Origin of the sequence: Mesorhizobium sp. LjNodule214, from assembly GCF_964252735.1 — a bacterium.
Lineage (GTDB): Bacteria > Pseudomonadota > Alphaproteobacteria > Rhizobiales > Rhizobiaceae > Mesorhizobium.
On sequence record NZ_CAXUPE020000003.1, the window covers coordinates 36,398 to 62,725 of the forward strand.

Consider the following 26,328-nt stretch of genomic DNA (forward strand, 5'->3'; position numbering starts at 1 on the left):
CGCTTTCAAAACTCGCGCTTGGCATAGGAGAGGCCGGTGCTCAGCTATCTCTTGCGCAAGCTCCTGCTCGGCGTGCCGGTGCTGTTCGGCGTCACGATCATCGTCTTCGCCATCGCCCATGCCATGCCGGGCGACGCGGTGCTGGCGATGATCACCGCCGAGGCGCCGTCAAGCGAGGAGCTGATCGCCATGCGGCGCGGCGAACTCGGCCTCGACCAGCCGCTCTACATCCAATACCTCGACTGGATCGGCCAGATCCTGCACGGCAATCTCGGCCGTTCCTTCGTCAATGGCCGCAGCGTCGCTGCGATCATCTGGGAGCGCCTGCCGATGACGCTGGAGCTGATGGGCGTCGCGCTGCTTGCGGCCTTCGTCATTGGCACCACGCTCGGCGTCATCTCCGCGCTCCGGCAATACAGGCTGACCGACTATTCGCTGACGCTCGGCGGCTTCGTCGGCGTGTCGATTCCGGACTTCTTCATGGGCCTGCTCTTGGTCTATGTCTTTGCGCTGGAATTGCGCTGGCTGCCCTCGTCGGGCATCTCGACCGCGGGCGACAGTTTCTCGCTGGCCGACAACCTCAGGCACCTGGTCCTGCCGGCGGCGGCACTAGCACTGTTCCGCGCCGCGATCTTCATGCGCTATGCCCGCGCCGGCATGCTCGAAGTGCTGAACCAGAGCTATATGCGCACCGCCAGGGCCAAGGGGCTGAGGCCCAGCACCATCGTGCTGCGCCACGGCCTGCGCAACGCGCTGATCCCGCTGGTCACGGTCTTCGGCCTGGCGCTGCCGACGCTGTTCGGCGGCTCGGTGGTGATCGAAACCATCTTCCAGTGGCCGGGCATCGGCCTGATGTTCATCGACGCGGTGGTCAACCGCGACAGTCCGGTGATCATGGGCTACGTGCTGATCACCGCTATCATCGTCATGCTGGCCAACCTTGCGACCGACCTTGCCTACAGCGTGCTCGACCCGAGGGTGAGCTATGACTGAGGCCGCCCTTGATACCGGCATTGCCGCCGGCGCCTCGCGCGGCCTGTGGGGCGAGGCGGCGCGCCGCTTCCTGCACCACCGGCTGGCGACGGTCGGGCTGGTGGTGCTCGCCATCATCGTGCTCGCCTGCATTTTTGCGCCGCTGATCGCCCATTACGGGCCGAACGACATCGACCTCAGGGGTCGCAACCAGCCGCCGGGCGGCGTGCATTGGCTGGGCACCGACGGCACCGGGCGCGATATCTTCGCCCGCATCCTCTATGGCGGCCGCATCTCGCTGTCGGTGGGCTTTATCGCCGTGGCGATCTCGGCGGCAATAGGCATCTTCATCGGCGCGGTCGCCGGCTATTTCGGCGGCAAGGTCGATCTCTTCCTGATGGGCCTGATCGACATGGTGCTGACCTTTCCCCGCCTGGTCATCATCATTGCCTTCGTCGCCGTAGTCGGCCCCAGCATCGTCAACACCATGCTGGTCATCGGGCTGCTCAGTTGGCCCTCCATCGCCCGGCTGACGCGCGGCGAGATTCTTTCGCTGCGCAACCAGGAATTCATCCTCGCCGCCCGCTCGCTCGGCACCTCGCCCTCGGTCATCATCCTCGAGCACATATTGCCCAATGTGCTGAGCCCGATCCTGGTGGCGATCACGCTTGACGTCGCGACCGTCATCCTGCTCGAAGCCTCGCTCTCCTTCCTCGGTCTCGGCGCGCAGGCGCCGGCCGCCAGTTGGGGCAACATGCTGCGCGATGCGCGCACGCTGTCGATCCTGGAGAGCCAGCCCTGGATGTGGATCCCGCCCGGCGCCATGATCGCCATTGCCGTGCTCAGCATCAACTTCGTCGGCGACGGCCTGCGCGATGCGCTCGATCCGCAGCACATCATCGGCGGCGGCGGCAAATGATGCACGCCGATACGCTTGCGCGTGACAAGGTGGAAGCGGCCGGGCAGGGGCCATTGCTCGACGTGCAAGGGCTGAGCGTCGCCTTCGGCCCCGAGGGCCGCGCGGTCTATGCCGTCAACGACGTCTCCTTCCAGCTCGCCGAGGGCGAGTCGCTGGCGATCGTCGGCGAGAGCGGCTCCGGCAAGTCGGTCACCATGCAGACGCTGATGGGGCTGATCCGCAAGCCGCCGGGCCGCGTCACGTCGGGCCGTGCGCTTTTCCGTGGCCACGATCTTCTCGCCATGCCGGACAGCGAGCTGCGCCAGATACGCGGCCGCGACATCGCCATGATCTTCCAGGACCCGATGTCGTCGCTGAACCCGGTGCTGACCATCGGCCTGCAACTGACCGAGGCGCTACGCGAGCACCAGGGGCTCAGCGAAAAGCAAGCCGAGCGCCAGGCACTCGACATGCTGGACCTCGTCGGCATCGCCAACGCGGCGCAGCGCATGCAGGCCTTTCCACACCAGTTCTCGGGCGGGCAATTGCAGCGCATCGGCATTGCCATGGCCCTGGTCTGCAAGCCCTCGATCCTGATCGCCGACGAGCCGACGACGGCGCTCGACGTCACCATCCAGGCGCAGATCGTCGAACTGGTCGCCCGCCTGCAGAAAGAGCTCGGCATGGCGATCATCTGGATCAGCCATGACCTCAGCCTCGTCGCCGGCTTCGTCGAGCGTGTGGCGGTGATGTATGCCGGCAGCCTCGTCGAGACGGCACCGGTGGAGCGGCTGTTTTCAGCACCCACCCATCCCTATACGATTGGCCTGCTCAACTCGATCCCGTCGCTGACGGCTGCAAACACCCGGCTGGTGCCGATCAAGGGCGCGCCGCCCAACGTTACGCTACCGCCGACCTTCTGCGCCTTCGCGCCGCGCTGCGACCATGCCGTCGTTCGCTGCCGAGAGGCAAAGCCGGTGCTGGAGCCGGTCGTACAAGCTCACACCGCCGCCTGCTGGCGCTGGCGCGAACTGCAAGGCTTGCCGCGCGCGCCGGAAGCAGTCATGGCGACCGCACGGGCATCCGGCGCCGCGCCAAATGAGCCGCTGCTCACCGTCTCTGGCCTCAAAGTGCATTTCCCGATCCGCCGCGGCGTGCTCCGCCGTCAGGTCGGCGCGGTGCGCGCCGTCGATGGCGTCAGCTTCGAGGTGCTGCGCGGCGAGACGCTGGCGCTGGTCGGCGAAAGCGGCTGCGGCAAGTCGACGACCGGTCGTGCCGTGCTCGGCCTCGAACGTCCAAGCGAGGGCGAAATCCGGTTCGAGGGCAAGGACTATGCCGATGCGTCGGGCGAGCGGGCGAAAGAACGCCGCCGCGATATGCAGATGGTGTTCCAGAATCCGTTCGGCTCGCTCAATCCGCGCATGACCGTCGGGCGCATCATCGGCGAAGGCCTGCGCGCCCAGAAGATCGGCACCCGCGCCTCGCGCGAGGCGCGCGTCAGCGAGCTGCTGGCGCTGGTCGGTCTGCGCGAGGCCCTGCGCGACCGCTACCCGTTCGAGCTCTCCGGCGGCCAGCGCCAGCGCGTCGGCATCGCCCGCGCGCTCGCCGGAAGCCCTAAATTCATCATCGCTGACGAGCCGATCTCGGCGCTCGACGTCTCCATCCAGGCGCAGATCGTCAACCTGCTCGACGATTTGAAGGCACGGCTTGGCCTAACCTACCTGTTCATCGGCCACGATCTGTCGATGATCCGCTATCTCAGCGACCGCGTCGCGGTGATGTATCTCGGCCGCATCGTTGAGACCGGCATCACGGCGGCGGTATTCGGCGCGCCGCTGCATCCCTATACGCGGGCGCTTTTGTCGGCGATCCCGGTGCCCGATCCGAAGGCCGGCGGCACCCGCCGGCGCATCGTGCTTGGCGGCGGCGTGCCCGATCCGTCGAAGCCGCCGTCCGGCTGCCATTTCCATCCGCGCTGCCCGAAGGCGAGCGAGATCTGCGCCCGGGTGGCGCCCGAGCCGCGCGATTTCGACTCATCCGGCGCCGCGCAGCACATCGTCACCTGCCACCATGCCGGGGAGGCCTAGGCGATGTCTGCGAACCGAAGCCGGCTGCCGGAAAAGACCACGCCGAAACAAGACGATAGAGCCCGATCCGGAATCACTGGATCAGGCTCCGATCTCCCCGACACAGTCCTGAAAGCACCGAGGATCCCAGAATGACCAGAGAATTGGCGGGCATGTATGCCGCCTTGATGACCGGCCTCAGCGACGCGGGCGAGTTCGACCCGCAGCGCCAGCGCAACATCAACGACTATGTGCTGCGCCAAGGGCTGGCCGGGCTCTATGTCGGCGGCAGCAGCGGTGAATCCGGCCTGCTGACGGTGGACGAATTGTTGGCCCAGCAGGAACTGGTCGCCGAGAACGCCAAGCCAAGCGGCGCCACGCTGATCGCCCATGTCGGCATGCCCAATCTGCGCGATTCCATTCGCCTGGCGCGGCAGGCCGAGAAGCTTGGCTACCACGCGCTGTCGGCGCTGCCACCGCATTCCTACCCGTTCTCGGACGAGGAGGTGTTTGGCTACTACAGGGCGCTGGCCGCCGCGACCGGCCTGCCGCTGATCGTCTACGAGATCCCCTTGCGCACCGGCCGGCCGCTGCCGCTGGCGCTGTTGGTGCGGCTGCTCGATCTCGGCAATGTCATTGGCATCAAATACACCTCGACCGACCTGTTCAAATATTCGCTGCTGCGCAAGCGGCAGCCGCAAAAGCTGTTCTACTACGGCTTCGACGAAATCTACGCCGCCGCCGGCATGCTCGGCACGGAGGGCGGCATCGGCACCACCTACAATCTGCTCGGGCGGCTCTACGTCGCGGTCGACCAGGCGGTGCGCGCTGGCGACCTTGCCCGCGCGCGTGCCCTGCAGATGGTGTCGCAGGACTTCGTCGAGGCGCTGATGGAAACCGGCGTGCTGCCCGGCATGAAGGCCGCCTTCCGCGTCATCGGCGTCGATTGCGGCCCGACCCGCGCCCCGATGGCACCTGCTGTCGCCGACGCCGAAGGCCACATGCGCGAGGTCCTCGCCCGCTCGGCGATCCGCGAATGGCTGGCTTGAAGGGGGTCTGCGGTCAGCCTGGTGCGTAACGCAGCAGCGTCACGCCCTGGGAAAGGCTTTCGGTGCCAAGCGGCGTCAGCTTAAGCGACAGGCCGGCGTGGAAGTACGGCTTGCCGCCGCCGAGCACGACCGGATGCATGTAGAGCCGGTACTCGTCGATGAGGCTCGATCGTGCCAGATGCGCGGCAAGTTCGGCGCCGCCGACGCTGATCCGGCGGGACAGAGAGGGGGCACGAAGGATCGCTGCGGAGCGGTATGCTTCTTCGCCGCTACGAACGGTGTTACGGCGTTCATCCTGGGGCTATAGTACGTCCCTCAGAACCCGAAGAACTGCTTGCCCACGAGATAGCCGATCGCCACGACCGCCAGCGGGAACAGCGCCGGCGCCAGCTTGCCGACGGTCGACGACCTTGTCCCGTTCGCGGGAGTATTGGGCTCGGGGTTGTTGAGGTTCTTGGTCATTGGCTCGTGGTCGACAGGTCAAGCATATTAGCATCTGCTCAACAGCTTAATTTTTGGCAAACGGCGTCGGCCGACCAGCCCACTTACCCTCACCGTCACTCCACCTTCCGCCGGAATTTCGAATGGCAGCCCGAACAATCCTGCAGGATGAGATGCAACAGATGCTCCGCCGGCAGTTTGGCCGGATCGGCTTCTGTCGCATTCGGCCGCTTGCCGAGCAGGCTGCCGCCATCCATCGGCAAGCCTGCCCCCATCCGCATCTCGCCGCTGATTTCGGCCGGCGCCTTGTCGGCCTTGGCGGCGAGTGCTGCGGCAAGTCGGCCGATATGGCGGGCGAGCGCCTCGAATTCCGGCCGCGCCTGGTCGATCTCCAGCTTGGCGCCCGATGGCGCCCCCAGAGTGCCCTCGGGAAATTCGGCAAGCAGGGCAGGGCCGGTGCGGGCGCTGAGCGCTGCGGCCGCCGCCCGGAAGCCGGCGGCGTCATAGGCGCGCTTGCCGTCGAACATCTCGGCAACGGTTTTCGCCGCCGCCGCCATCTCCTTCATCGAGGCTTGACGCGCGGCGACGATGGCACTTTCCGCCCCGGCAACCGGTGAGGCAAGCGCGAGCGCCAACACGGCCACTCCAGACGCCGCGCTGGACCTCATGCCTGCACGTCGAGTACGCCCATCATGCCGAGCTGCTCATGCTCGAGGATGTGGCAGTGATACATACGCAGTCCCCGCCGCTCCTGGCGCAGCAGGAGCCGCACCGTCTCGCCGCGCGCCACATTCACAGTGTCCTTCCAGGCAAGATAGGACGGCTTGGAGGTGATGCCGTCGCGCTCGCGCTCGAACACCTGGAACTGCGTGCCGTGGACATGGAACGGGTGGTCCATGTCGGCCTGGTTGACGATCTCCCAGAGCTCGGTCTCACCGGCCTTGGCGACAATGTCGACGCGGGCCATGTCGAAGGCCTTGCCGTTGATCAGGAAGCCCATCTCCATGCCGGTGGCGTTCATCGCCATGGTCTCTGTCAAGACCAGGCGCCGGCTGAGAGCAGGGGCTGGGAGCGGCGCGATCGGCCGCAGCCTCTCGGGCAGCGGCGGGACCGCTTGCGCCGGCGTCTCGGAGACATCGACCGTGAGCAGCGTCAGTCCCGCATCGGCCGGGCGGCCGGGGCCCATCCAGCCGCGATCATAGTCGAGCGTGTACAAGGTGGCGGGACCGGGCTTGTCGAAGGAGACCACCAGTTCGATACGCTCGGCCGGGCTGAGCAGGATCTCGGCGGCCGCCACCGGCTTCTCCAGCAGCCCGCCATCCGTTCCGATGATCGTCATCGATGCGCCATCGAAGGCGATCTTGAGGAAGCGTGCATTGGTGGCGTTGTAGAGCCGCAGGCGCCGCCTGGCGCCCATCGCCACCGAAAGCCGCGGGTTCTTCTGGCCGTTGACCAGCACATGGTCGCCGACGCGGCCGTTCATCAGGTCGCTCATGGTGTTGTCGGGCATCGAGCCGTCGGCGGCGAGGCGAAGGTCGGTCAGCACCAGAACCGTATCGCCATAATCGGCCGGAACGGGATCGCCCTTGGACTTGACCACGAAGGCGCCGGCGAGGCCGCGATAGACCTGCTCGGCCGTCTTGCCATGCGGGTGCGGGTGGTACCAGTAGGAGCCGGCGCTGCCTTCCGGCAGGTCGAAGGCGTAGATGCGGTCAGTGCCCGCTGCTACCGGGTCCATCGGGCTGCCGTCCTGGTCGGCAGGCACCGGCATGCCGTGCCAGTGGATGGTGCTGGCTTCCTCCCCGATGCGGTTGGCGAAGGTGATCTCGACACGGTCGCCCTCGAATGCCTCGATCAGCGGGCCCGGGCTCTGGCCGTTATAGGCAAGGATCGGCGTGTCCTGTCCCTCGGCAAAACGCGTGACAGCGGGCTCGGCCGTCAGCCTCGCCTTGAACAGCCCGGGACGTCCGCTCTCGTTGGCCAACAGCGGCAATTCGCGCAGCGCCTTGCCCTCGGGCAGCATGGTCGCACCTTGCGACATGGCGCCCATGTCATGGCCGGCGTGACCACTCATGCCGGGCATCGAGTCCATGCTCGACATGTCGTCTAACTTCATCTGCGCCAGCGCGCGCGGGCTCGCCAGAACCGTCGCCAGGCCTGCCGCCAAAAAACCGCGTCGATGCATTTTTCGCTCCTGGATCTCGATGGGAAGGGACGTCGCCTGACACCGTTTCATCACGCTAAGGGTTCCAGTGGCTGGAAGGTCAAGCGCGGGCCGCGCGCGCCAGGACGCACCGGCAAGGCATCACACCCAATATTTCATTAGTGAAATCTAATATGATCGATCCGAATGGCTGTTCCGCGCGGCCGCTCATGCCGGGGTTTCTTGACTCGATCAGCAAAAACGGGCAGCAAGGCAGGTGAGGGAGAGCATTTTTACCATAGCGGAGACTGTGGAGGGCTCTTTTTTCGTATCGACCGCCGTGCAATCGGCGACCGATGGAGGGATTGGTTAACCAACTTTGTCCATCTTTTGATTCAATCGGCAACAGACGCAGGAAGGTGCAGGGGGCACCAGGCGAACTGTAATCGAGACGGATGCCAGGCTCGCAAGCCGGCAAGCCGATTGAGAGTGGTTGTATGGCGTTTGTGCGTTTGAAAGACCGGCGTGACAATCCTGATCGTGGATTGACTTCGAAGAAGCCCGGCCTGCGCTGGGTCGCGGTTCCCGCCGTCGGCGCGGTGATCGCTCTGTGGTCGGTGGCGACCATGGCCGGCCTCGATTCCGTCGGCACCTCGCTCACCGCCGCTTCCAACGGACTGCCGCAAAGCCTGCTTGCGCCAAGAACCATTGCGCTTGCCGATCCGCGCCGGACGCTCGCCTGGGCACCGCAGTTTTCCGCCAACGGCCGGACGGCTTCCCTGCTCGGCCAGTGCGATGCCGGCTGCCTGCGCGCGGCTTCCAGCTTCGCCCATGACGGCAAGATGGCGCGGCTGCAGCCGGCGGCAAAGCCGGACAGCATCGCGCCGAAGACACCGAATGCCGTCGCGCTTGCCACTCTGCCCGGCGACCGCTTCGACGGCGTGGTGGCGAGGGCAAAACTGTCGCCGCAAAAGCTCGCTGCCGCCTTTGCCCGCGCGCAAAACGGGCCGTTTATGCTGGCGAGCCTGCCATCCGATGCCCGCTTCGCCGAGCCCGTTGTTCGCCTGCCTGACCAGAACGGCCCGGTGTCAGCGCGCTTCGGGCCGCAAGTGGCGGAGATAGAACGCTCGTCGCGCCTGGCCCTTGCGCTGGCCAATGCCATGCCGGAGGCCGCCGATATGTTGTCGCCGCCGCCGTCCGTTGCGCTGGCAGCGCCTGACACGCAGCAGGCCGAGGTTCAGGTAGCCTCGCTGCCGCCACAGGACGAGATGCCGGACGCAATTCCGTTGCCGACTGGCCGGCCGCAGGCGGAGATCGACCAACCGGCCCAATCTCCCAGGATCGAGTCCCCCAAGGCTCGTGCCTCCAAGACAGAGACCGAGGCGCCAAAGGCTCAAGTCCCAAAGGCGCAGGCTACAAAGCCCACCAGGACCCAGTCGGCCAAGGCCGCGGATGTGCCGGCGGCCGAGACACCCCGCGCGCCGGCCATGTCGCCACGCAGCGCCGAGCACGGGGTCCTGCCGGGCGTGCAAGCCAACCAGGTCGTGCAAGCCAGCCAGGGCAAGCCGGCCAAGCCAGCCAAGCGGTCGAAGGCTCAGGACGGCGAAATGCTGGCCTATGCCAAGCCTGACATGCCCGAGCGCGGCGCAGGCGGCGTGTTCGGCAATTTGTTCACCAGCCGGCCCAGCATGGGCAATGGCGTTGCCGTCTACGACATCTCGGCGGCGACGGTCTACATGCCCGATGGCTCCAAGCTCGAGGCGCATTCGGGGAAGGGCGCCATGGTCGACCAACCGCGCTTCTCCAACCGCAAGAATTCCGGCCCGACGCCGCCCGACACCTACAATCTGTCGCTGCGCGAATCGCGCTTCCACGGCGTCGAGGCCATCCGGCTGACGCCGACCAGCGGCAGCAACAAATATAACCGCAACGGCCTGCTCGCCCATACCTATCTGCTGCGCAACGCCCCAGCCCAATCCAGCGGCTGCGTGGCCTTCAAGGACTATGGCCGCTTCCTCGCTGCCTTCAAGAAGGGCAAGATCAAGCGCCTTGTCGTGGTGCCGCGCATGTCCAAGCCCTTGACGCAGGTCGCCCAGGAAGGCCGCCAGGGCTAGCTGGACATCATTGCGTCATTTCCGCCAGTGCCCGCTGCAGCGGCGCCGGCGAAATTTGGATCGGGCCCGAAAACGGCAGGTCCATGTCCAGGATCAGATAGAGTGCCGAGGCGACAAGTGCTGCCGACACGATGAAGGTGCCGACGACGGTGGCGTTGCGCGGCGCCCGGAAGCCGAAGCTCGCGAAGATCAGCGTCAGCCACGCGACGAGCAGCGCGATCAGCGGCGCGGGGATCGCGCCTTCCGATTGTTCGACAAGCACCCAGCGTTGCTCGATTACCTTCTGCAGCTGCTGGGTCGCATTTTGCAGCAGGGCCGCATGCCTGGCCTCCGGCGGCGTCAGTGCCGCCAGCATGTCGCCGACCTGGTTGAGCAGCAGCTCGGACAGCCGGTTGGCGACGGCCGGAGTCTGCTGGCTGGGGGAGGTGGCATCGACAACCCGCTGCGCGTAGGCGGCGAGCGACTGGCGTGCCGGGTCCGTCTCGGGTCCGTATTGCCTGAGCGAGCGGTCGAGCAGGATCAAGTCCGTTGCGAAGACGTGGACGTTGTGGTCGATGGATTCGAACGTGTTCTTGGCCGAGTTGATCATCAGGCCGAGCACCAGCGAGGACATCACCACGAACAGGTTCGCGGCATGCCGCACAACGGCGTTCGTGTCGTCCTGGCGATGGTGGCTCGGAAATCTCTCATAGATCATCAGGCTGGTCAGCGAAGCACCGGCCAGACAGATGAATATCCCCAATCCAATCAGGCCCTCCCTCATGGCTGATATTGTGCACGACATTGGGCAAATGTCGCGCTGAATCATTTTGGCAGGACTGGCGGTTACGGCGTTGCGCGAAAAGCGCTTTCAATGCCAGCCGAAGGCACTATGTATGACCGGGGCGGCTCCGGCTTCACACCATCAAGAGGATGTCATGACAATACGCGCTGTCGTCTGGGGCGAGAATATCCATGAGCGGACCAATGAGGTGGTCGCCTCGATCTATCCCGAAGGCATGCACGCCACCATCGCCAAGGCGCTGAACACGGACACCGGCATTTCCGCCTCGACCGCGACGCTGGAGCAGCCCGAGCACGGCCTGCCGACCGCGCGCCTGGCCGAGACCGACGTGCTGGTCTGGTGGGGCCACAAGGATCATGGCGCCGTCGCCGACGAGGTGGTCGAGCGCGTGGCGCGCCGGGTCTTCGAAGGCATGGGGCTGATCATTCTGCATTCCGGCCATTTCTCGAAGATCTTCAAGCGGCTGATGGGCACGCCCTGCACGCTGAAATGGCGCGAGGCCGGCGAGCGCGAGCGGCTCTGGGTCACCAGCCCGAGCCACCCGATCGCCGAGGGTGTCGGCGAATATTTCGAGCTCGAGAACGAGGAGATGTATGGCGAGCAGTTCGCCGTGCCGGAGCCGCTGGAGACGGTGTTCATCTCCTGGTTCCAGGGTGGCGAGGTGTTCCGCTCGGGGCTGACCTACAGGCGCGGCGCCGGCAACATCTTCTATTTCCGGCCGGGCCACGAGACCTATCCGACCTATCATGACGCGACCGTCCAGACGGTGCTGCGCAATGCGGTGAAATGGGCGCACAACCCGCAAGGTGCGAAGCCGGCCATCCTCGAGGCGCCGAACGTGCCGGTCGACAAGGCGCTGGAGCCGATCGTCGAGCGCGGCGGCAAGCTGCACGCGGCAGGCGAGGCCGGCTTCCGCTGAGCGGTTCTCCCGCCGGCTTGCATCCCTCAATTTCACCCTAGGCAATTCGCTCGGAGGAGCAAAAATGCGACTTCTGATACTCGGCACCGGCTGGATGGCGCAGGAGCATGCCCGGCAGTTCGGCAAGATAAAGGGCGTCGAAATCGTTGCCGCCGTCGATGTCGACGCGGCCCGCGTCGGCGAATTCGCCGACAGCTTCGGCATCCCCAACCGCTTCACCACGCTGGAGGAAGCGCTGAAATGGGGCGCCTTCGACGCCGTCGCCAATGTCACGCCGGACCGCATCCATCATCCGACCACCATGGCGCTGATCGCCGCCGGCAAGCCGGTGCTGTGCGAAAAGCCGCTGGCCGAGAATTTCGGCAAGGCGAACGAGATGGCGGACGCCGCCGAAGCCGCCGGCATCGTCAACATGGTCAACCTCACCTATCGCAATGTCGCAGCACTGCAGAAGGCACGCGCAATGGTGCTTGCAGGCGAGATCGGTACGGTCAGGCATGTCGAGGCGTCCTATCTGCAGAGCTGGCTGGTGTCGAAGCATTGGGGCGACTGGCGCACCGACCCGAAATGGCTGTGGCGCCTGTCCCGCGACCACGGCTCCAACGGCGTGCTCGGCGATGTCGGCATCCACATCCTCGATTTCGCCAGTTACGGTGCCGCCCTCGACATCGACCATGTTTTCTGCCGCCTCAGGGCCTTCGACAAGGCGCCCGGCAACCGCATCGGCGAATACGGGCTCGACGCAAATGACAGCTTCGCTATGACGCTGGATTTCGCCAATGGCGCCTTCGGCGTCGTGCATGCCAGCCGCTGGGCGACCGGCCACTTCAACGAACTGAGGCTGCGCATCTATGGCGACAAGGGCGGCCTCGAAGTCGTGCACAATCTCGAAGGCTCGGAGCTCAAGGCATGCGTCGGCGCCAACATCGAGGCTGCCAAATGGCAGGTGCTCGATGCCGGCACGGTGCCGACCAACTACCAGCGCTTCGTCGACGCGGTGCTGAGCGGTGTCCGGCCCGAGCCGTCCTTCCACCACGCCGCCGAATTGCAGAAGGTGCTGGACCTTGCGGTGGTGTCGGACGAAAAAAGGGCGGAGCTCAGGGCCCAGGCGGACACGCAGTGAGGCCGAAACCGCCGATCTCCCCCGCAAGGGGGAGATTGGATGTCATCGAGGGCTGCCCGCACTTTCCCAACGAATCCAACCAGCGCCGCATTGCCAGGCGCCGGGCGCAATTCTTTCAATCATTTCTTGAAATGGGGACCGGCCGTTTCATGATTTGATGGCGCCTGCGAACATGGGAGGCGTCAATGACCGACTACAGCGGACTGCCGAAAGCCGAAGTGCACATCCACGTCGAGGGCTGCTTCGAGGCCGGCGATGTGATCAGGAATTGCGAGGAGGCCGGCATTCCGCTGCGCGCGCCACGCGACAGGCTCTTCGAGGCGCACGATCTGAAGAGCTTCCTCGAAATGCTCGACTGGTTGTGCGGGACGTTCCGGACGCGCGAGCAACTGGCCACCACGGCCTACAAGTTTGCGCAGCGCATGGGCCGAAGCGGCGTGCGTTATGCCGACGTCATCGTCAACCCGACGCACTGGCCGCACTGGCACAAAAACATCCCCGGGATGATCGACGCGTTCGATGCGGGTTTCGCGGCCGCCGACCAGGACGGACACCCGCCGGTCGGGCTTTGCGTCAGTCTGCTCCTCACCCAGTCGGCGGCGGAAGCGATCGAGTTGGTGGAACTGCTGAGCGGGATCAGGCATCCGCGCGTCGTTGCGCTGTCGATCGACGGCAACGAGGCGGCTGCCGGCCGCACCGGTCCGCGCTTTGCCGAGGCGTTTCGCCGTGCTGCGGCAGTGGGCCTGCGGCGAACCGTTCATGCGGGTGAGTCGAGCGGCCCGGAAGGTGTCCGCGACGCAATCGAACTGCTTGGCGCCGACCGCATCGACCACGGGGTGCGGGCGATCGAGGATCCGGAGCTTGTCGACTTGCTGGCGCAGAAGCAAATTCCGTTGGGCATCTGTCCGATCTCCAACGTGGTGCTCGGCATGTATCCGTCGCTTGCCGAACATCCGATCGACGCCCTGCGCAAGGCCGGTGTTCCGGTCTCGATCAACACCGATGATCCGACGCTGCTCGACACGACGCTCGAAGCATCCTATGCCGCCTGCGCCGAGGCCTTCGCCTGGGACAGCGAAACCATCCGGCAGCTTGCCGCGACATCGGTACGCGCAAGCTATGCCGATCCTGCGGTGAAGGCGCGAATCCTGGCGGATTTGGATGCCTGGCAGGCCTGACAAGCTTGCCTGAGAGGCGCAAGTGTCGTTCCGTGTCTCGTTGCGTAGGATGCGCCAGGCGCCGAAGCTCCTTGATGAGGCGAAGCTGAAGGCTAGGCGTCCCTTCCGCCACGCCGACGAACCCCATAAGGTTCCTCGATCTCGCGTTGCTCTCGGGTGAGAGACGGGCGGAGCTGAAAGGAGCCAGCCATGGTCACGCGTCGCGCGGAATGTTCTTGCGGCCAGCTGTCAGCCACTTGCGTGGGCGAACCGGTGCGCATCTCGGTCTGCCATTGCCTGGACTGCAAGCGGCGCACCGGCAGCGCCTTCAGCTTCAATGTCCGGTTTGCCGAGGATGGCGTATCGGTCCAGGGACGCTCGGCCGAGTTCACGCGCATCGGCGAAGCGGGCGGCCGCGTCACCTATAATTTCTGCCCCGATTGCGGGACCACGGTGCACTACCGGATCGATGTCCAGCCCGGCGTGATCGCCATCCCCGTCGGCGCCTTCGCCGACCCATCCTTCCCGCCGCCCTTCCAGTCCTTCTATCACGACAGCCGGCGCTGCGACTGGGTCGAGATCCGCACGGAGCCTCTGGCGACGTTCGGATGAAGCCGCCGGCCGGGTCCGCTTAGGGTCAAACCCAATCACTCTGAACGACCGAGTTCGATCCGTTGCGGACGCTACCTCTGTGAACTTGAACGAGAAGCCCTGACCCGATGCCGCCGCGACAGCAACTGTGGGGCGATAGGTGCATCAATTCTGAGCGGTTGAGGTCGTCACGCTTTCCGCCCTGAATTCTTCGATAGTGCTCGCGCGTATCCACAGCCATCCGGCCAGCCAGGCGATCGCTGCCGCAAGCGTCACCAGGCCAAGGTCAAGAGCCCACTCCGGCACGAACGCACGGAGCGCGATAGGCACCGCGCCAATGAAATAGAGAGCGAGTGGAATGCGCGGTACACCTCTTGCAACGACAAGAGAGATTACAAACGCGAGCGTCCCAAGCAGAAAAAGAACCGAACTGACGACCAGAGCCAGTCCGAGCGGCCCGGCTCGCAGGTCGATGATGGTTGTCAGCGGAAGTTTCGAAAATACGAGATTGATCACCACTTCCACACCTACCAAACTTGCCAGTGCAACGAAGTTGATGACAAACGCGATAGTGCCGAGCGGGCCCGCGCGCCGACCAAACGCAAGAAACAAGCCTACGACAAGACCAAGCGCCAATATCTCGGCGACGGGCGCGAGAAGTTGCGTCAGATCGGTGGTCGCGATGAGCGAGCTGCGTTTAGCCGCGTTGACCAGAAGAATAAGCGCGCTTCCCACCCCGGCGACGGAGGCAAGCCGATAAAGCGTGACGCCGGGCACAGCTGCGCTCGACTGAACAGTCGCGAAATTCTCCTTGTGCAGAGGTTCTTCGGCTGACCTCTGGAACGACGTGAATTGCCGACGGCGGGGTTCGGCGTTTCTGGCGAGCATGTTCGTTTCCTCCATCTGGGAATTTGGGAGCCGCGAAGACCGCAGGCCTATTCCGTCCCATCTGTAATCACTGCTTACATCCTCTTGTCGCGATTGTAAACAGTGATTACATAATTCACGGCAGCATGGTATAGAGGCGGGATGCAGCTCTACGGAACGAAGGGAACGAGATGCCAAAAGCCAAGACGCCTCGCCGCGCTAGTTACCACCATGGCAATTTGCGGGAGGTGCTGATCGATGCTGCGGTTCAACTTGTCGAGGAGGGCGGCCCCGACAATGTGAGTGTGCGCGAAGCCGCAAAGCGGGCCGGCGTTTCTCCCGGCGCACCCTTCCGTCATTTCGCCAACAAGACCGCATTGATGACGGCTGTCGCAGAACAGGCGATGAGCCGATTCCGATCGGAGATTACGAATGAAGTCGAGAACGTTGCGACGGACGACCCGATCGAGCGCTTTGCCGCTGTTGGAATCGCCTATTTGCGCTGGGCAATTCGAAATCCCACCCATTTCCAGATCATCTCGACACGGAGTCTTATTGATTGGGACAGTTCGGAGTCGCTGCGTCACGATAACGAAGCGGTGCGTTCGCTGATGGAAGGGTCGATGGCAGAAGCGCAGCGACGAAACATGCTCCGGTCAAATGACATAGCAGAGACCCAGATGGCCGCGAGGGCGCTCGTCTACGGGCTCGCACGCATGTGCATTGACGGACACTTTGCGCAGTGGGCAGTGGCTGGACATACTGCGGAGCGAACTGCGCAGAACGTATTAAAGCACTTCGTGACACTCATTGGAAACGACAGGCCCTAATGGGGATCAAGCGCCGCTGGCAATGCCCGGAAGGGCGCTACTTGCTCGTTCCCATCGAAGAGCCGATCGGCAACATTCCCCACCCATCTCGGCCATGGCGGCAGCAGCCAGCTGTTTGAGTCCTGACCCTAATGCCGCAGGATCTTGCTGAGGAAGGCGCGGCTGCGGTCGGTCTTCGGTTGCGCGAAAAATTCATCTGGCGTGCCGCTTTCGACGATGGCGCCGGCATCCATGAACACCACGCGCAGCGCCACCTTGCGGGCAAAGCCCATCTCGTGTGTCACCACCATCATGGTCATGCCTTCTTCGGCCACCGCGACCATGACGTCGAGCACTTCCGAGATCATCTCGGGATCGAGCGCCGATGTCGGCTCGTCGAACAGCATGATCTTGGGGCGCATGCCGAGGCAGCGGGCGATCGCCACGCGCTGCTGCTGGCCGCCGGAGAGTTGCGCCGGATAGGCATCGACCTTGTCGGCAAGGCCGACCTTGGCCAGCAGCTCGCGCCCGGCCTGCTCAGCTTCATTGCGAGGAATCTTGCGCACATGAATCGGCGCCAGCGTCACGTTCTCCAGCGCTGTCTTGTGTGGATAGAGGTTGAACGACTGGAAGACGAAACCGATCTCGGTGCGTAGCCGCGTCATGTTGGTGGCGGGGTCGCCGAGGCGCTGGCCGTCGACCACGAGATCGCCGTCCTCGATCGTCTCCAGCCCGTTGATGCAGCGGATCAAGGTGCTCTTGCCCGAGCCGCTCGGGCCGCAGACGACGACGACCTCGCGCGGCTCGACGCTGAGCGTGATATCCCGAAGCACGTTGAGCGCGCCGAACCATTTGTTGACGCCGCGAAACTCGATCATGCCGGTACCATTTTTTCTGGGGCTCGACGTCACAACTGCACCTCGCCATGTGCCGCACCCATGCGGCGTTCCAGCCGGCGGGCCAGCATGATCAGCGGGTAGCAGACGATGAAATAGCCGAGGCCGACGAGGAAGAACACCAAGAGGCCGTTCGGCACGCGCTGCACCACCAGCCAGCCGACGCGGGTCAGGTCGGTCAGCCCGATGGCCGAAACAACAGAGGAATCCTTGATCAGCAGCACATATTGCCCGACCAGCGGCGGCAGCACGATGCGCATCGCCTGCGGCAGCACCACCTGGCGCATCCGCTGCCAGCGCGACAGGCCCGACGCCAACGCCGCCTCGACCTGGCCGGTCGGCACCGAGCGGATGCCGGCGGCGACGATCTCACAGATGAAGCAGGCCGCCAGATTGGTCAGCGCGATGATGCCGGCGGTGAAGGCGTCGAGCTCGATGCCGAGTTCCGGCAGGATGAAGAAGATCAGGAAGATCTGCACCAGGAACGGCGTACCGCGGATCAGGTCGACCCAGGCGCCGATCGCCGCACTGATCAGCCGGTTGCCGCCGGTTCGCAAGATGCCGAGTCCAAAGCCGAGCAGCGTGCCCAGCACCAGGCTGATCAGCGACAGCACCACGGTCATGCCGAGGCCGCGCAGCGCGAGGGGGTAGCTTCCGACGAGGCTTTGCAGCTGCTGCCAGATCATGTGCTGCTCCTTGCCGGCTGCAAGCCGAGCCAGCGACCGGAGAGCGTCGCCAGTCCCTTGAGGCCGTAATAGAGCAGCAGGTAGAAGGCGGCGATGGTGATAAAACCTTCCGCCGGCATGAAACGGTCGGAAGCGAGCAACTGGCCGGCGCGCGTCAGTTCGGAAACCGAGATCAGCGACAGCAGCGCCGAATCCTTGACCAGCACGATCGCCTGGCCGAGCAGCGGCGGGATCGTGACCTTGAACGCTTGCGGCAGGATGACCAGGCGCATGCGCTGGACATAGGTCATCCCCGAGGCGACGCCGGCTTCCACCTGGCCGCGCGGGATCGACAGGATGCCGGCGCGGATGATCTCGGCGACATAGGCGCCACTGTTCAACGACAGCGCGAGGATGCCGACCACAAGCTCGGGCAGCACGAAGCCAAGGCGAGGCAGGCCGAAATAGAGGAAATAGAGCTGCGCCAGCAAAGGCGTGGCGCGCACCGCGTCGATATAGGCCTTGGCCGGAACGCGAAACAGCCAGCCGCGCTGCAGGTTCATGGCTGCGAGCACGATGCCGATGGCAAGCGCCCCGGCAAAGGACAGCGCCGACAGCCACACGGTCGTGACGAGGCCCTGCCCGAACAGAGGCAGATATTCGACGATGGTACGGAAGCTGAAATTTTCGAGCATCGCTAAACGGAGTTCCCGAGACGAACGAAGCGGCGGACAAAGCGAATTCCGAGCGGTTCGCGCCGCCGGGGCGCGCGAAGCCGCTCGGATCTATCGCTGCTTAGTGGTCCTCCTTCCAGGCGTCGGAATTGACCCAGTAGTCGAGGTTCTTCTGCAGGCGGCCGTCGACGCTGACCTGATCGAGGAACAGGTTCATCCAGACCAGCAGGTCCGGCTCGTCATAGCGTGTGGCGAACGCAAGCGGCTCCTTCGACAGGAGGTCCGGCATGATGGTGAAGCTGCCGGCCGGATAGGCGGTCGACTGACCCTTGACCGCCGAGACGTCGTTGACACCGCAATCGGCCTGGCCGTTGTTGACGGCGTCGAGCAGCAGCGGGCCGCCGCCCTTGTAGCTCTTGATGTCGGCATCGGGGAAGGCGGTCTTGGCCTCCTTCTCGCCGGTGGCTCCCAACAACACGGCGATCTTGGTGCCCTTGGCCTTGCAGTCCTCGGTGGTCTTGAACTTGCTGTCGGCCTTGGTGAAGACGGTGCTGCCCGTATACATATAAGGTTTGGTGAAGGCGACCTTCATGCCCCGCGCCAGCGTCGGCGTCATGTCGGCGACCAGCAGATCGGCCTTGCCCGAGAGCAGCGCCGGGATCAGCCCGTCCCAGTCGAAATCGAGGAAGGTGATCTTGACGCCCATTTCCTTGGCCATCAGTTCGGCAAGTTCGACCGAACTGCCGGTGCGTTCGCCATTGGCGCCGACCAGTGAGAAGGGCGGTCCTTGCGTCTGCACCGCGACGCGCAGTTCGCCGCGCTTGGTGATGTCGTCCAGCGTTCCGGCACTGGCAGCGGCGGTGAGGCCGGCGAGCGCAAGTCCGGCGATGAAAAGCCTGGCAATCTTCATGTGGCATTCCTCCTTGTTGTCGTTTGTTATTTTCACCCTTCGGGGTGCTTTTTGAGCGGCAGCGCCGTTTGCCGGCGGCGACCACCGTCCGAAAATCTGTCTCCTCAGTCCCAGTCGACCGTTTCGGTCACCCGGATGCCGCGCTTGGCCAATTCGTCGAAGAAGCGTCCCTCGGGCACATGCAGCAGCGGGTTGAGCAGGCCGGGCTTGGCGATTTCGCCTCGCGCCAGCATCTGCGCCACGATGCTTGCGGGGTAGCCGACGCCGAGGCTCATGCCGAACAGGCCAGAGGCAAGGTCGCGTTCGATGATCAGCTCCGACGTCACCGTCTTGCGGCGGCCGCCTTCGATGCCGGAAAAGACATTGCGCATAACGCACAAATCCTTCTCGTCGGTGCCGTACTGCAGTTGCGGGCCGAGCAGCCGGCCGAGAAATTCGCGCGGGCTGGCGCCGGTACCAGGCACCTTGTCTTCGGAGAGGAAGCCGAGCTCCTTCAGCGGCGCCCAGAACGCCGACCATCCCGGCCATCGCAGCGTGTAGCGGCCTGAGCGCTGCAGCCCCTTGGCCGCGGCCAGCATCTCGACGTAATGCAGGGCGTCGCCATTGGGGAAGGCTTCCAGCCGGCCCAGGCCCGCGACCTCGATCTCGTGGATGAAGCGATTGTCGTGCTGCCGACCGGCTGGCACCGCGACGCGCTCGCCGTCCTCGATCATCACGCTGTCGCGGTTCTGGCTTACCAGAACCATGTCAAAGTTCCAGCTCACCTTGTAGCAGAGCGGCTTGGCCATCGCCTTTGGCTCGGGGATGCCGCCGCAATAGGAATCGATCGATGTAATGCTGTCGAACTGCCTTGCGGCGCGCGCGTAAAGCACAAGGTCGATACCGGGGTCGAGCCCGCATTCGGTCATGATCGAAACGCCGGCTTTTTCCGCCGCCGGTGCGAGATCGGCGATGGCCTTGCCGTAATTGGTGGTGACCAGCGGCGTGCGCGTCGCGATCGCCGCTAGCACCGCCTCGCGCATCAGCGGCTGTGGCAACAGATCGATGACCGCATCGACATCGGCAAGCACATTGACGAGTGCCGGGCCGATCGCACCCTCGGTCACGACGAAACGCACGCGCGAAAGGTCGGTCAGGCCCTCAAGCCGGGCAGGGCCGTCAGAGGCGGTGTCGACGCAGACGACTTCTTCGACGCCGACACCGGCGACGAGATCGGCGATGGCCGCCCGGCCTTGCAGGCCGAGGCCGCCGAGAACCGCGATCTTCATGCCGGCTCCTTGCGCGCCGGTGTTTCTTCCGACCAGCAGCCTTCCGGCAGGCTGACCCATTTGTTGCAGGAGGCCATGACGACGAAGGTCTCGCTGCGCACGACTTCGCCCGGAATGCCCGCGCCGGGGATCAGCTCGCTGGTGATGCGGTAGAGGTCGGCGACATCGCCGGCCACCGTCACGTCGACGATGATGTCGAAGCGCCCGGTGACGACGGAGGCCGAGTTGACGAAAGGCAGTTCCGAGATGCGCTGCGCCAATTCGCGGGCGCGGCCGCGCCCCTGCGCATTGATGCCGACAATAGCCGAGATCAATTCGGGGCGCTCGGTCAGGTTGAGCAGCCCGACGATCTTGAGCAGGTTGCGGTCGAGCAGGTTGCGCAGCCGCGTGCGCACCGTCGGCACCGAGACCGCCATCGTTTCAGCGAGCCGATTGATGCCGGGCTGGGCATCCTGCGACAGCAATTTGACCAGTCGGCGGTCGGTCTGGTCGAGGTGTTCTCGCAATGTTCAGACTTTCATAAAAGAGAAGAATGATGGGAAGTTTTCTTTCTAAGGTGAAAATATCATAGGGATAATGTTTTAAAACAGCAAGAGCGGTTCTGGCGGTTGTCAACAAGGCCGGATCCACCCGACGTCCGACCAGGCCGCATCGCCGCGCGAAACATCGCTTCGGCGCCAGGGGCATACCTGGATGGATCAGTGACTATCGGTCGCCGCGAAAGATCGCCACTGCCGCAGCCGTCAGCGCGGCATTGCCGGAGGCCACCGTTCCGTCCGGCAGTTCCTTGCCGTCTTCCAGCCCGACACGCGTCGACCAGTTGCGCGCCGCGGCCCGCTCGACGAAGGGCCACACGGTGGCGTTTTCGCCATGCAGCAGGATGGCGCGGCGAATGCCGGCGCGCTCCAGCACCGCCTCGATGCCATCGGCGACCGCAAACGCCTCGTCCAGCGTCTGCTCGGAAATCTCGATCAGGATGCGCAGCACCCGTCCGCCATGGTCGAGGCTGACGAGGCGTTCGGCGTCGGCGATCGACGCCAGCCCGGCCTCGATGCCGATGCCGCGCTGGCGCAGGCTCTCCATCACCAGCGGCGCGGCCGTCTCGCTGAGATTGACCGAGGCATAGTCCGGCAATTCGCGCCAGCCGGCGATGGCCACGAGCGTTCGGAGGTCATCATTTTCGATCCAGGCGCCGGTGGAGATGCCGATCAGCGTTCCCGGGCAGGCGTTGCGCAGCGCCAGAACCGTCGCGTCCATCGCTGCCGGCGCCAGGCTTTCCCGTCCGTCCAGCCCGCGCGCGTGCACATGCAACTCAGCCGCACCGGCCGCGACAGAGGCCGCGCCATCACGCGCCATGGCGTCCGCGTCGAGCGGCAGCTGCGGATGAAAATCGGCGCCACGCGCGCCATTGATGCAGGTCTGGACGATCATCGGAAAAGCAACCCGGTTGCGGTTGCGGCCAGTCTAGCCGAGGCCGGCGAAAACCGGAATCGGGCGGCTGATCATTCCTGACAGGGGAGGCGCCAAGTCGCGCAGGACACGCCGCTATACCGTTGTTCCATCACGGCTTTCCTGGCGCCAGGAGGGGCTATGGGCGAGGAAGCATCCTTGGCCATAGATGAAGATATTGGCCGATCGCTGACGCAGGCTCAGTCCTCGTCCGTCCAGATCAGGCGCAGGAGTCGTAGCAGCGTCGCCCGTTCCTTGGCTGTCAGCTTGTGCAGAAACCGGTCCTCATGACGAAGCACCTTGAGCCGCCACGCCGGCATGGCTTTTTTCGCAGCCTTGGTCAGGGCCAGCACGCGCACGCGTTTGTCTTCGGCGTGGTCGTCGCGCTCGACTAGGCCGCGTTCTTCGAGTTCGGCCAGCAGCGGCGCCATGTTGGCGCTCTTCATGCCGAGCCGGCGGCAGAGTTCGGCGGCGCTGATGCCGGGCCTTTCGTCGATCACCGCCAGCATGCCGTAGGTCACCGGGCGCAGCGCGGCCTCCGCTATCTCGACCGCGAAATCGTTGAGCGCCAAGGCCGAGGCGCGCCTCAGATTGTAGCCGATCTGCGCATCGAGCGCGGTCTCGGCCAAGTCGGGATCGCCAGCCCGAAGTTTTGTCTCTGCCATGCTTTCATCGATCATCGCCGTTGAGGACCTTGTCAAGCGAAAAAGACTATGCGACATAGCGAATATAGTTGCTATGTTACATAGCGATTTCTGCCGACGGATTGAGGTCAACTGACCGACAGAACGCAGCGCAGGGGAGAAGCGGCATGCAGCGCCTGCCTCCCGGAAAGCAACAGGAGGAGAGTTGCCATGAGCGAAGAGACCGTTGCCTTCGACATCGAGAACGGCATCGCCTGGGTGCGCTTCAACCGCCCCGAAAAACGCAATTGCATGAACCCGGCACTCAACCGGCGCATGATGGAGGTTCTCGACCAACTCGAATTCCGCGACGATGTCGGCGTGCTCGTGCTTTCGGGCGAAGGCAATGCCTGGTCGGCGGGAATGGACCTCAAGGAATATTTTCGCGAGACCGAAGCCAGGGGCCTTGGCGCCGTGCGCAAGGCGCAGGCGGAGGCCTACGGTTGGTGGCGGCGCCTGCGCTGGTACCGCGTGCCGACCATTGCCATGGTCAATGGCTGGTGTTTTGGCGGCGGCTACGGCCCGCTGTTCGCCTGCGACCTCGCCTTCGCCGCCGACGAGGCGCAGTTCGCGCTGTCCGAGATCAACTGGGGCATCCTGCCCGGCGGCGGCGCCACCAAGGTGGTGGTCGATCTGCTCTCGATGCGCGACGCAATGTATCATGCGCTGACCGGCGAGCTCATCGACGGCCGGAAGGCGGCAGCCTGGAAGCTGGTCAATGAAAGCCTGCCGCTGGAAGGCCTGAAGGCGCGCGTCACCGAGGTCGCCGGCACCTTGCTGAAGAAGAACCCCGTGGCCTTGAAGGCGACCAAGGACGCCATCCGCCGCGTTGCCGAGATGACTTACGACAATGCCGAGGACTATCTGGTGCGCGCGCAGGAGGCGGCCAATTCCTTCGACAATCAGGGCCGCAAGGAAGGCATCCGCCAGTTCATCGATGAAAAGAGCTACAAGCCCGGCCTTGGCGCCTACGACAAGGCAAGGTGAGCCGATAGACGACGCAATCTGGGAGGAGTTGCGAATGCCGGCCTGGACGACATCTGACCCCGTAGCCTTGCATGCAAGAACTCAGCCCGAGCGCCTCGCCTGCGTCGACCTGGCCTCCGGTCGGCGCTGGACCTATGCGGCGCTCGACGAGACTATTCAACGCGCCATTGCCGTTCTCGATGGTTACGGCATCGAGCCGGGCCACCGGATCGTCACGTTTGCCCGCAACAGCGCCGATCTCCTCATCCTGCAGCAAGCCGCCATGCGCATTGGCGCCATCTTCGTGCCGGTCAACTGGCGTCTCGCTGCGCCCGAGCGGCAGGCGATCCTGGCCGACTGCGATCCTGCCCTTCTGCTCCATGATATCGAACTCGACATCGCGCTGCCGCCCGGCTGTGCTGTACTCGATGCCGAGCATTTCCAGGCCAAAGTGGAGCAGCAGGCGCCGGCGCCACGCCGCGCCTTGCCGGCCGCCGCCCGCCCGTCGATCATCCTCTACACGTCGGGCACGTCGGGCCGTCCCAAGGGCGTCATCCTGACCGAGATCAATGCCTTCGCCACCGCGGTCAATTTCGGCGTGCTCGGTCGCGTCGGCCATGCCAGCGTCTTCCTCTGCGACGCGCCGATGTTCCATGTCATCGGCCTCATCACCTGCCTGCGTCCGGCGCTGCTGCAGGGCGGCACGGTGCTGATTGCGCCTGGCTTTGATCCCGGCCTCACCAACCGGCGCCTGGCCGATCCCGCCCTCGGCGTCACCCACTATTTCTGCGTGCCGCAAATGGCAAAGATGCTGCGCGATGGCGCGGATTTCGAGCCGGCGAACTGGACGTCGCTGACCGCGATCTTCACCGGCGGCGCCCCGAACCCCGCCGCCGAGATCGGCTGGTGGCTGGCACAGGGCATCCGCATGGCCGACGGCTACGGCATGACCGAGGCCGGCACCGTGCTCTGCATGCCCCTGGAGGCGGACCAGATCGCGAGCAAGGCCGGATCGTCCGGCCTGCCGGGGCCGTCAGTCTCGCTGCGTGTCGTCGACGATGGCGGGCGCGACGTCGCCGTGGGCGAGGCGGGCGAGATCTGGCTCAGCGGCCCCAGCATCACGCCGGGCTACTGGAACCGGCCGCAGGAGACGGCGCAGGCCTTCACCGCAGACGGTTGGCTGCGCACCGGCGACATCGCGCGCCGCGACGAAGACGGCTTCGTCACCCTGGTCGACCGCCGCAAGGACATGTTCATCTCGGGCGGCGAGAACGTCTATCCGGCCGAGGTAGAGATCGTGCTGCTCGACCATCCCGACATCGCCGAGGCGGCCGTCATCGGCATCGCTGACGAACGCTGGGGCGAGGTCGGGCGGGCTTTCGTCGTGGCAAAGCCTGGCTGCGTTCTCGACCCGGCCGCGCTGGCCGACCACTGCGCGGCCCGCATCGCCCGCTACAAGGTGCCGAAGGAGTTTCTGCTCACCGATACGCTGCCGCGCACCGCTTCCGGCAAGATCCAGAAGCACATTCTGCGCGGGTGGAAGCGCTGACTGCGATCCCCTAGTTGCAAATCGGTGGCTGCGGGGAGACGTCTTCCCTGTCCCACAAGCAGGAGGCGGGAAGCGGCCAGGCGCGCTGCCTGTCTAGCCAAAGGCCGTAAGAGCCTGAACCAGCGCCGGCAAGCAAACTGGCAGATGAGCAGCCGACCAGGCGCTGGTGCGCACCCGATGGGTTGCTTTCCCGCCATGAAACTTCATCATTTGCTATAGCGGCGAACCATTGCGCCTCACTCAACGTCAAACCAAAAAGGACGCGACCAGAGTAGTCGGTGGGCTCGTCGACGGTCGTGTCAAACACCGCCCAGGTGTCAGGCGGCTCCTGCACTGCGACGAACCTCATCTGAGCCTCCATTGTGCGAAGAGGCCAATATAGCAGTCGGCGGCCTGCGGCCGTGTGAATGAGCCCACATATGGAAGCTGCCTTCGCGCTTGTTCGGCTTGAAATCGGGCAATTTTTTATGCCCTGGATACACCCAGGCGTCGCGCTCGTTGTCACTCGATCAGCAGCAAGCCGCGCTTCTTGTCGCCATCGCTGTCGATAGTGTCCATGGCCGAGAACAGGCGTTCACGCTCGACCAGCCAGGGCTTGTAGCGCTCGTTGACATCGAGGACGAAAACCATGTCCTCGGCCTCCAGATAGCCACCGATCGGGGAAAAATGACCGCTGCCGGCGCCGAAGATTTTCTGGCGGGTGAAGTTGATGATGTAGCGGCGGCCGGGGTCGTTGGCGCGTTTCATGTGCTCGCGGAATTCGTCGGCGCTCAGGTCCCGCAGCACGGAGACTTTCCGGCTGGTCTTCGTTCGGGCGACTTCGGCAACCTCGTCCAGCGTGAGCCCGATGATGCAAAAGCCTGTCCAGCACTTTCCCGTGCCCTCGAGGACTTCGGCCTCGGTTGTCTCCTCCTCGCCGATGGAGCGGAATGTGTTTGCGACGCTGGCCGGACCGCACCGCGAGCCGTTCGATTGCCAGTCAAGGCCGGCGTTGAACGTGGCCGCCACCGGCAACTTCCAGGCGCTGTCGATCAGCGCAGGGGTACGGATAACCGACGACTGGATTGCGTCCGGCGAAACCGCGGTCTGACCAACAAGCAACAGAGCGCTGCCGCCGAGCAGGCCAAGGCCGGCAATTGCAATCAAACCAAAGGCGAGACTGCGCTTCATTGCCGAACCTCGAAACAGGGCTATGCAGAAGATGTCACAGCGTAGCGAAATCGGAGACATCCGTCGATATTTGCAGCGTCGGCCTTGGGCGTACCATATAGCGGCAACAGCGCAGGGCGCACGCCACGGCGGCGGCCCCCCGTTCCCGGACAGCCAGCGAAAGGA

General features: G+C 64.7%; 27 protein-coding genes. 12 read left to right on the forward strand and 15 right to left on the reverse strand.

The window, feature by feature from the left end; translation table 11 throughout:
- Window positions 1-36: 36 nt before the first annotated feature.
- The 4 genes from ACSQ3Z_RS25235 (at window position 37) to ACSQ3Z_RS25250 (ending at window position 4,985) form a co-directional block, all read left to right on the forward strand.
- Entirely contained in the window at window positions 37-993 is a 957-nt protein-coding gene (locus ACSQ3Z_RS25235; RefSeq protein ID WP_436174030.1) for an ABC transporter permease, read from the forward strand.
- Window positions 986-1,891: an oligopeptide ABC transporter permease gene (gene opp4C, locus ACSQ3Z_RS25240; RefSeq protein WP_436174031.1), complete on the forward strand. Its 906-nt coding sequence runs from the start codon at window positions 986-988 to the stop codon at window positions 1,889-1,891. Before ACSQ3Z_RS25235 ends, opp4C begins: the two co-directional genes overlap by 8 nt.
- Window positions 1,888-3,957 (forward strand): ABC transporter ATP-binding protein, encoded by a 2,070-nt coding sequence (locus ACSQ3Z_RS25245; protein WP_436174032.1) that lies wholly within the window; start codon window positions 1,888-1,890, stop codon window positions 3,955-3,957. Before opp4C ends, ACSQ3Z_RS25245 begins: the two co-directional genes overlap by 4 nt.
- 131 nt (window positions 3,958-4,088) lie before the next feature.
- The gene (locus ACSQ3Z_RS25250; RefSeq protein WP_436174033.1) at window positions 4,089-4,985 is read left to right on the forward strand and encodes a dihydrodipicolinate synthase family protein; all 897 of its coding nucleotides are present in this window, start codon (window positions 4,089-4,091) and stop codon (window positions 4,983-4,985) included.
- A 13-nt stretch (window positions 4,986-4,998) separates the two neighbouring features.
- Here the strand turns inward: ACSQ3Z_RS25250 and ACSQ3Z_RS25255 are convergent, their stop codons facing one another.
- The 4 genes from ACSQ3Z_RS25255 to ACSQ3Z_RS25270 all read right to left on the reverse strand — a co-directional run bounded on the left by ACSQ3Z_RS25255 (window position 4,999) and on the right by ACSQ3Z_RS25270 (window position 7,611).
- Window positions 4,999-5,226, reverse strand: coding sequence for a dihydrofolate reductase family protein (locus ACSQ3Z_RS25255; protein ID WP_436175132.1), 228 nt, complete (start codon window positions 5,224-5,226; stop codon window positions 4,999-5,001).
- A gap of 74 nt (window positions 5,227-5,300) precedes the next feature.
- Window positions 5,301-5,447 carry a hypothetical protein gene (locus ACSQ3Z_RS25260; protein WP_436174034.1) on the reverse strand — a complete coding sequence of 49 codons (147 nt, stop codon included), beginning with the start codon at window positions 5,445-5,447 and terminating at the stop codon, window positions 5,301-5,303.
- A 95-nt stretch (window positions 5,448-5,542) separates the two neighbouring features.
- Window positions 5,543-6,064 (reverse strand): cytochrome c, encoded by a 522-nt coding sequence (locus tag ACSQ3Z_RS25265; protein WP_436174035.1) that lies wholly within the window; start codon window positions 6,062-6,064, stop codon window positions 5,543-5,545.
- A 26-nt stretch (window positions 6,065-6,090) separates the two neighbouring features.
- The gene (locus tag ACSQ3Z_RS25270; protein WP_436174036.1) at window positions 6,091-7,611 is read right to left on the reverse strand and encodes a multicopper oxidase family protein; all 1,521 of its coding nucleotides are present in this window, start codon (window positions 7,609-7,611) and stop codon (window positions 6,091-6,093) included.
- Window positions 7,612-8,066: 455 nt separating this feature from the next.
- Between ACSQ3Z_RS25270 and ACSQ3Z_RS25275 the strand changes: the two genes are divergently transcribed.
- Window positions 8,067-9,683, forward strand: coding sequence for a tlde1 domain-containing protein (locus tag ACSQ3Z_RS25275; protein WP_436174037.1), 1,617 nt, complete (start codon window positions 8,067-8,069; stop codon window positions 9,681-9,683).
- Between the two features lie 7 nt (window positions 9,684-9,690).
- On the opposite strand, the gene ACSQ3Z_RS25280 is transcribed toward ACSQ3Z_RS25275, so the two are convergent.
- The gene (locus tag ACSQ3Z_RS25280) at window positions 9,691-10,446 is read right to left on the reverse strand and encodes a DUF4239 domain-containing protein (RefSeq protein WP_436174038.1); all 756 of its coding nucleotides are present in this window, start codon (window positions 10,444-10,446) and stop codon (window positions 9,691-9,693) included.
- A 154-nt stretch (window positions 10,447-10,600) separates the two neighbouring features.
- Between ACSQ3Z_RS25280 and ACSQ3Z_RS25285 the strand changes: the two genes are divergently transcribed.
- From ACSQ3Z_RS25285 to ACSQ3Z_RS25300, 4 genes are all read left to right on the forward strand, one after another.
- Window positions 10,601-11,386: a ThuA domain-containing protein gene (locus ACSQ3Z_RS25285; protein ID WP_436174039.1), complete on the forward strand. Its 786-nt coding sequence runs from the start codon at window positions 10,601-10,603 to the stop codon at window positions 11,384-11,386.
- A gap of 64 nt (window positions 11,387-11,450) precedes the next feature.
- Window positions 11,451-12,509: a Gfo/Idh/MocA family protein gene (locus ACSQ3Z_RS25290; RefSeq protein ID WP_436174040.1), complete on the forward strand. Its 1,059-nt coding sequence runs from the start codon at window positions 11,451-11,453 to the stop codon at window positions 12,507-12,509.
- Between the two features lie 185 nt (window positions 12,510-12,694).
- Window positions 12,695-13,687 (forward strand): adenosine deaminase, encoded by a 993-nt coding sequence (gene add / locus ACSQ3Z_RS25295; protein WP_436174041.1) that lies wholly within the window; start codon window positions 12,695-12,697, stop codon window positions 13,685-13,687.
- 189 nt (window positions 13,688-13,876) lie between these two features.
- Window positions 13,877-14,278, forward strand: a complete 402-nt coding sequence (locus tag ACSQ3Z_RS25300; protein ID WP_436174042.1) for a GFA family protein — start codon at window positions 13,877-13,879, stop codon at window positions 14,276-14,278.
- A 144-nt stretch (window positions 14,279-14,422) separates the two neighbouring features.
- Here the strand turns inward: ACSQ3Z_RS25300 and ACSQ3Z_RS25305 are convergent, their stop codons facing one another.
- Window positions 14,423-15,145 carry a hypothetical protein gene (locus ACSQ3Z_RS25305; RefSeq protein ID WP_436174043.1) on the reverse strand — a complete coding sequence of 241 codons (723 nt, stop codon included), beginning with the start codon at window positions 15,143-15,145 and terminating at the stop codon, window positions 14,423-14,425.
- A 170-nt stretch (window positions 15,146-15,315) separates the two neighbouring features.
- Here ACSQ3Z_RS25305 and ACSQ3Z_RS25310 point away from each other — a divergent pair, with 170 nt between their 5' ends.
- Entirely contained in the window at window positions 15,316-15,954 is a 639-nt protein-coding gene (locus ACSQ3Z_RS25310; RefSeq protein WP_436174044.1) for a TetR/AcrR family transcriptional regulator, read from the forward strand.
- A 128-nt stretch (window positions 15,955-16,082) separates the two neighbouring features.
- Here the strand turns inward: ACSQ3Z_RS25310 and ACSQ3Z_RS25315 are convergent, their stop codons facing one another.
- The 8 genes from ACSQ3Z_RS25315 to ACSQ3Z_RS25350 all read right to left on the reverse strand — a co-directional run bounded on the left by ACSQ3Z_RS25315 (window position 16,083) and on the right by ACSQ3Z_RS25350 (window position 22,460).
- The gene (locus ACSQ3Z_RS25315; protein ID WP_436174045.1) at window positions 16,083-16,811 is read right to left on the reverse strand and encodes an amino acid ABC transporter ATP-binding protein; all 729 of its coding nucleotides are present in this window, start codon (window positions 16,809-16,811) and stop codon (window positions 16,083-16,085) included.
- A gap of 29 nt (window positions 16,812-16,840) precedes the next feature.
- Window positions 16,841-17,515 (reverse strand): amino acid ABC transporter permease, encoded by a 675-nt coding sequence (locus tag ACSQ3Z_RS25320; protein ID WP_436174046.1) that lies wholly within the window; start codon window positions 17,513-17,515, stop codon window positions 16,841-16,843.
- Window positions 17,512-18,189: an amino acid ABC transporter permease gene (locus ACSQ3Z_RS25325; RefSeq protein ID WP_436174047.1), complete on the reverse strand. Its 678-nt coding sequence runs from the start codon at window positions 18,187-18,189 to the stop codon at window positions 17,512-17,514. The genes ACSQ3Z_RS25320 and ACSQ3Z_RS25325 overlap by 4 nt, the downstream gene beginning before the upstream one ends.
- Window positions 18,190-18,289: 100 nt before the next feature.
- The gene (locus ACSQ3Z_RS25330; RefSeq protein ID WP_436174048.1) at window positions 18,290-19,078 is read right to left on the reverse strand and encodes an ABC transporter substrate-binding protein; all 789 of its coding nucleotides are present in this window, start codon (window positions 19,076-19,078) and stop codon (window positions 18,290-18,292) included.
- Between the two features lie 104 nt (window positions 19,079-19,182).
- Window positions 19,183-20,346: a saccharopine dehydrogenase family protein gene (locus ACSQ3Z_RS25335; RefSeq protein ID WP_436174049.1), complete on the reverse strand. Its 1,164-nt coding sequence runs from the start codon at window positions 20,344-20,346 to the stop codon at window positions 19,183-19,185.
- The gene (locus ACSQ3Z_RS25340) at window positions 20,343-20,852 is read right to left on the reverse strand and encodes an Lrp/AsnC family transcriptional regulator (RefSeq protein WP_192181441.1); all 510 of its coding nucleotides are present in this window, start codon (window positions 20,850-20,852) and stop codon (window positions 20,343-20,345) included. The genes ACSQ3Z_RS25335 and ACSQ3Z_RS25340 overlap by 4 nt, the downstream gene beginning before the upstream one ends.
- Window positions 20,853-21,051: 199 nt before the next feature.
- Window positions 21,052-21,777 carry a 3-keto-5-aminohexanoate cleavage protein gene (locus tag ACSQ3Z_RS25345; protein WP_436174050.1) on the reverse strand — a complete coding sequence of 242 codons (726 nt, stop codon included), beginning with the start codon at window positions 21,775-21,777 and terminating at the stop codon, window positions 21,052-21,054.
- Between the two features lie 218 nt (window positions 21,778-21,995).
- Window positions 21,996-22,460, reverse strand: a complete 465-nt coding sequence (locus ACSQ3Z_RS25350) for a MarR family winged helix-turn-helix transcriptional regulator (protein ID WP_436174051.1) — start codon at window positions 22,458-22,460, stop codon at window positions 21,996-21,998.
- Window positions 22,461-22,649: 189 nt separating this feature from the next.
- On the opposite strand from ACSQ3Z_RS25350, the gene ACSQ3Z_RS25355 reads away from it, so the two are divergent.
- Both ACSQ3Z_RS25355 and ACSQ3Z_RS25360 read left to right on the forward strand, forming a co-directional pair.
- Window positions 22,650-23,465 carry a p-hydroxycinnamoyl CoA hydratase/lyase gene (locus ACSQ3Z_RS25355; protein WP_436174052.1) on the forward strand — a complete coding sequence of 272 codons (816 nt, stop codon included), beginning with the start codon at window positions 22,650-22,652 and terminating at the stop codon, window positions 23,463-23,465.
- Between the two features lie 34 nt (window positions 23,466-23,499).
- The gene (locus tag ACSQ3Z_RS25360) at window positions 23,500-24,993 is read left to right on the forward strand and encodes an AMP-binding protein (protein ID WP_436174053.1); all 1,494 of its coding nucleotides are present in this window, start codon (window positions 23,500-23,502) and stop codon (window positions 24,991-24,993) included.
- A 501-nt stretch (window positions 24,994-25,494) separates the two neighbouring features.
- Here ACSQ3Z_RS25360 and ACSQ3Z_RS25365 read toward each other — a convergent pair.
- Window positions 25,495-26,163, reverse strand: a complete 669-nt coding sequence (locus tag ACSQ3Z_RS25365) for a phytochelatin synthase family protein (protein ID WP_436174054.1) — start codon at window positions 26,161-26,163, stop codon at window positions 25,495-25,497.
- Window positions 26,164-26,328: the final 165 nt, after the last annotated feature.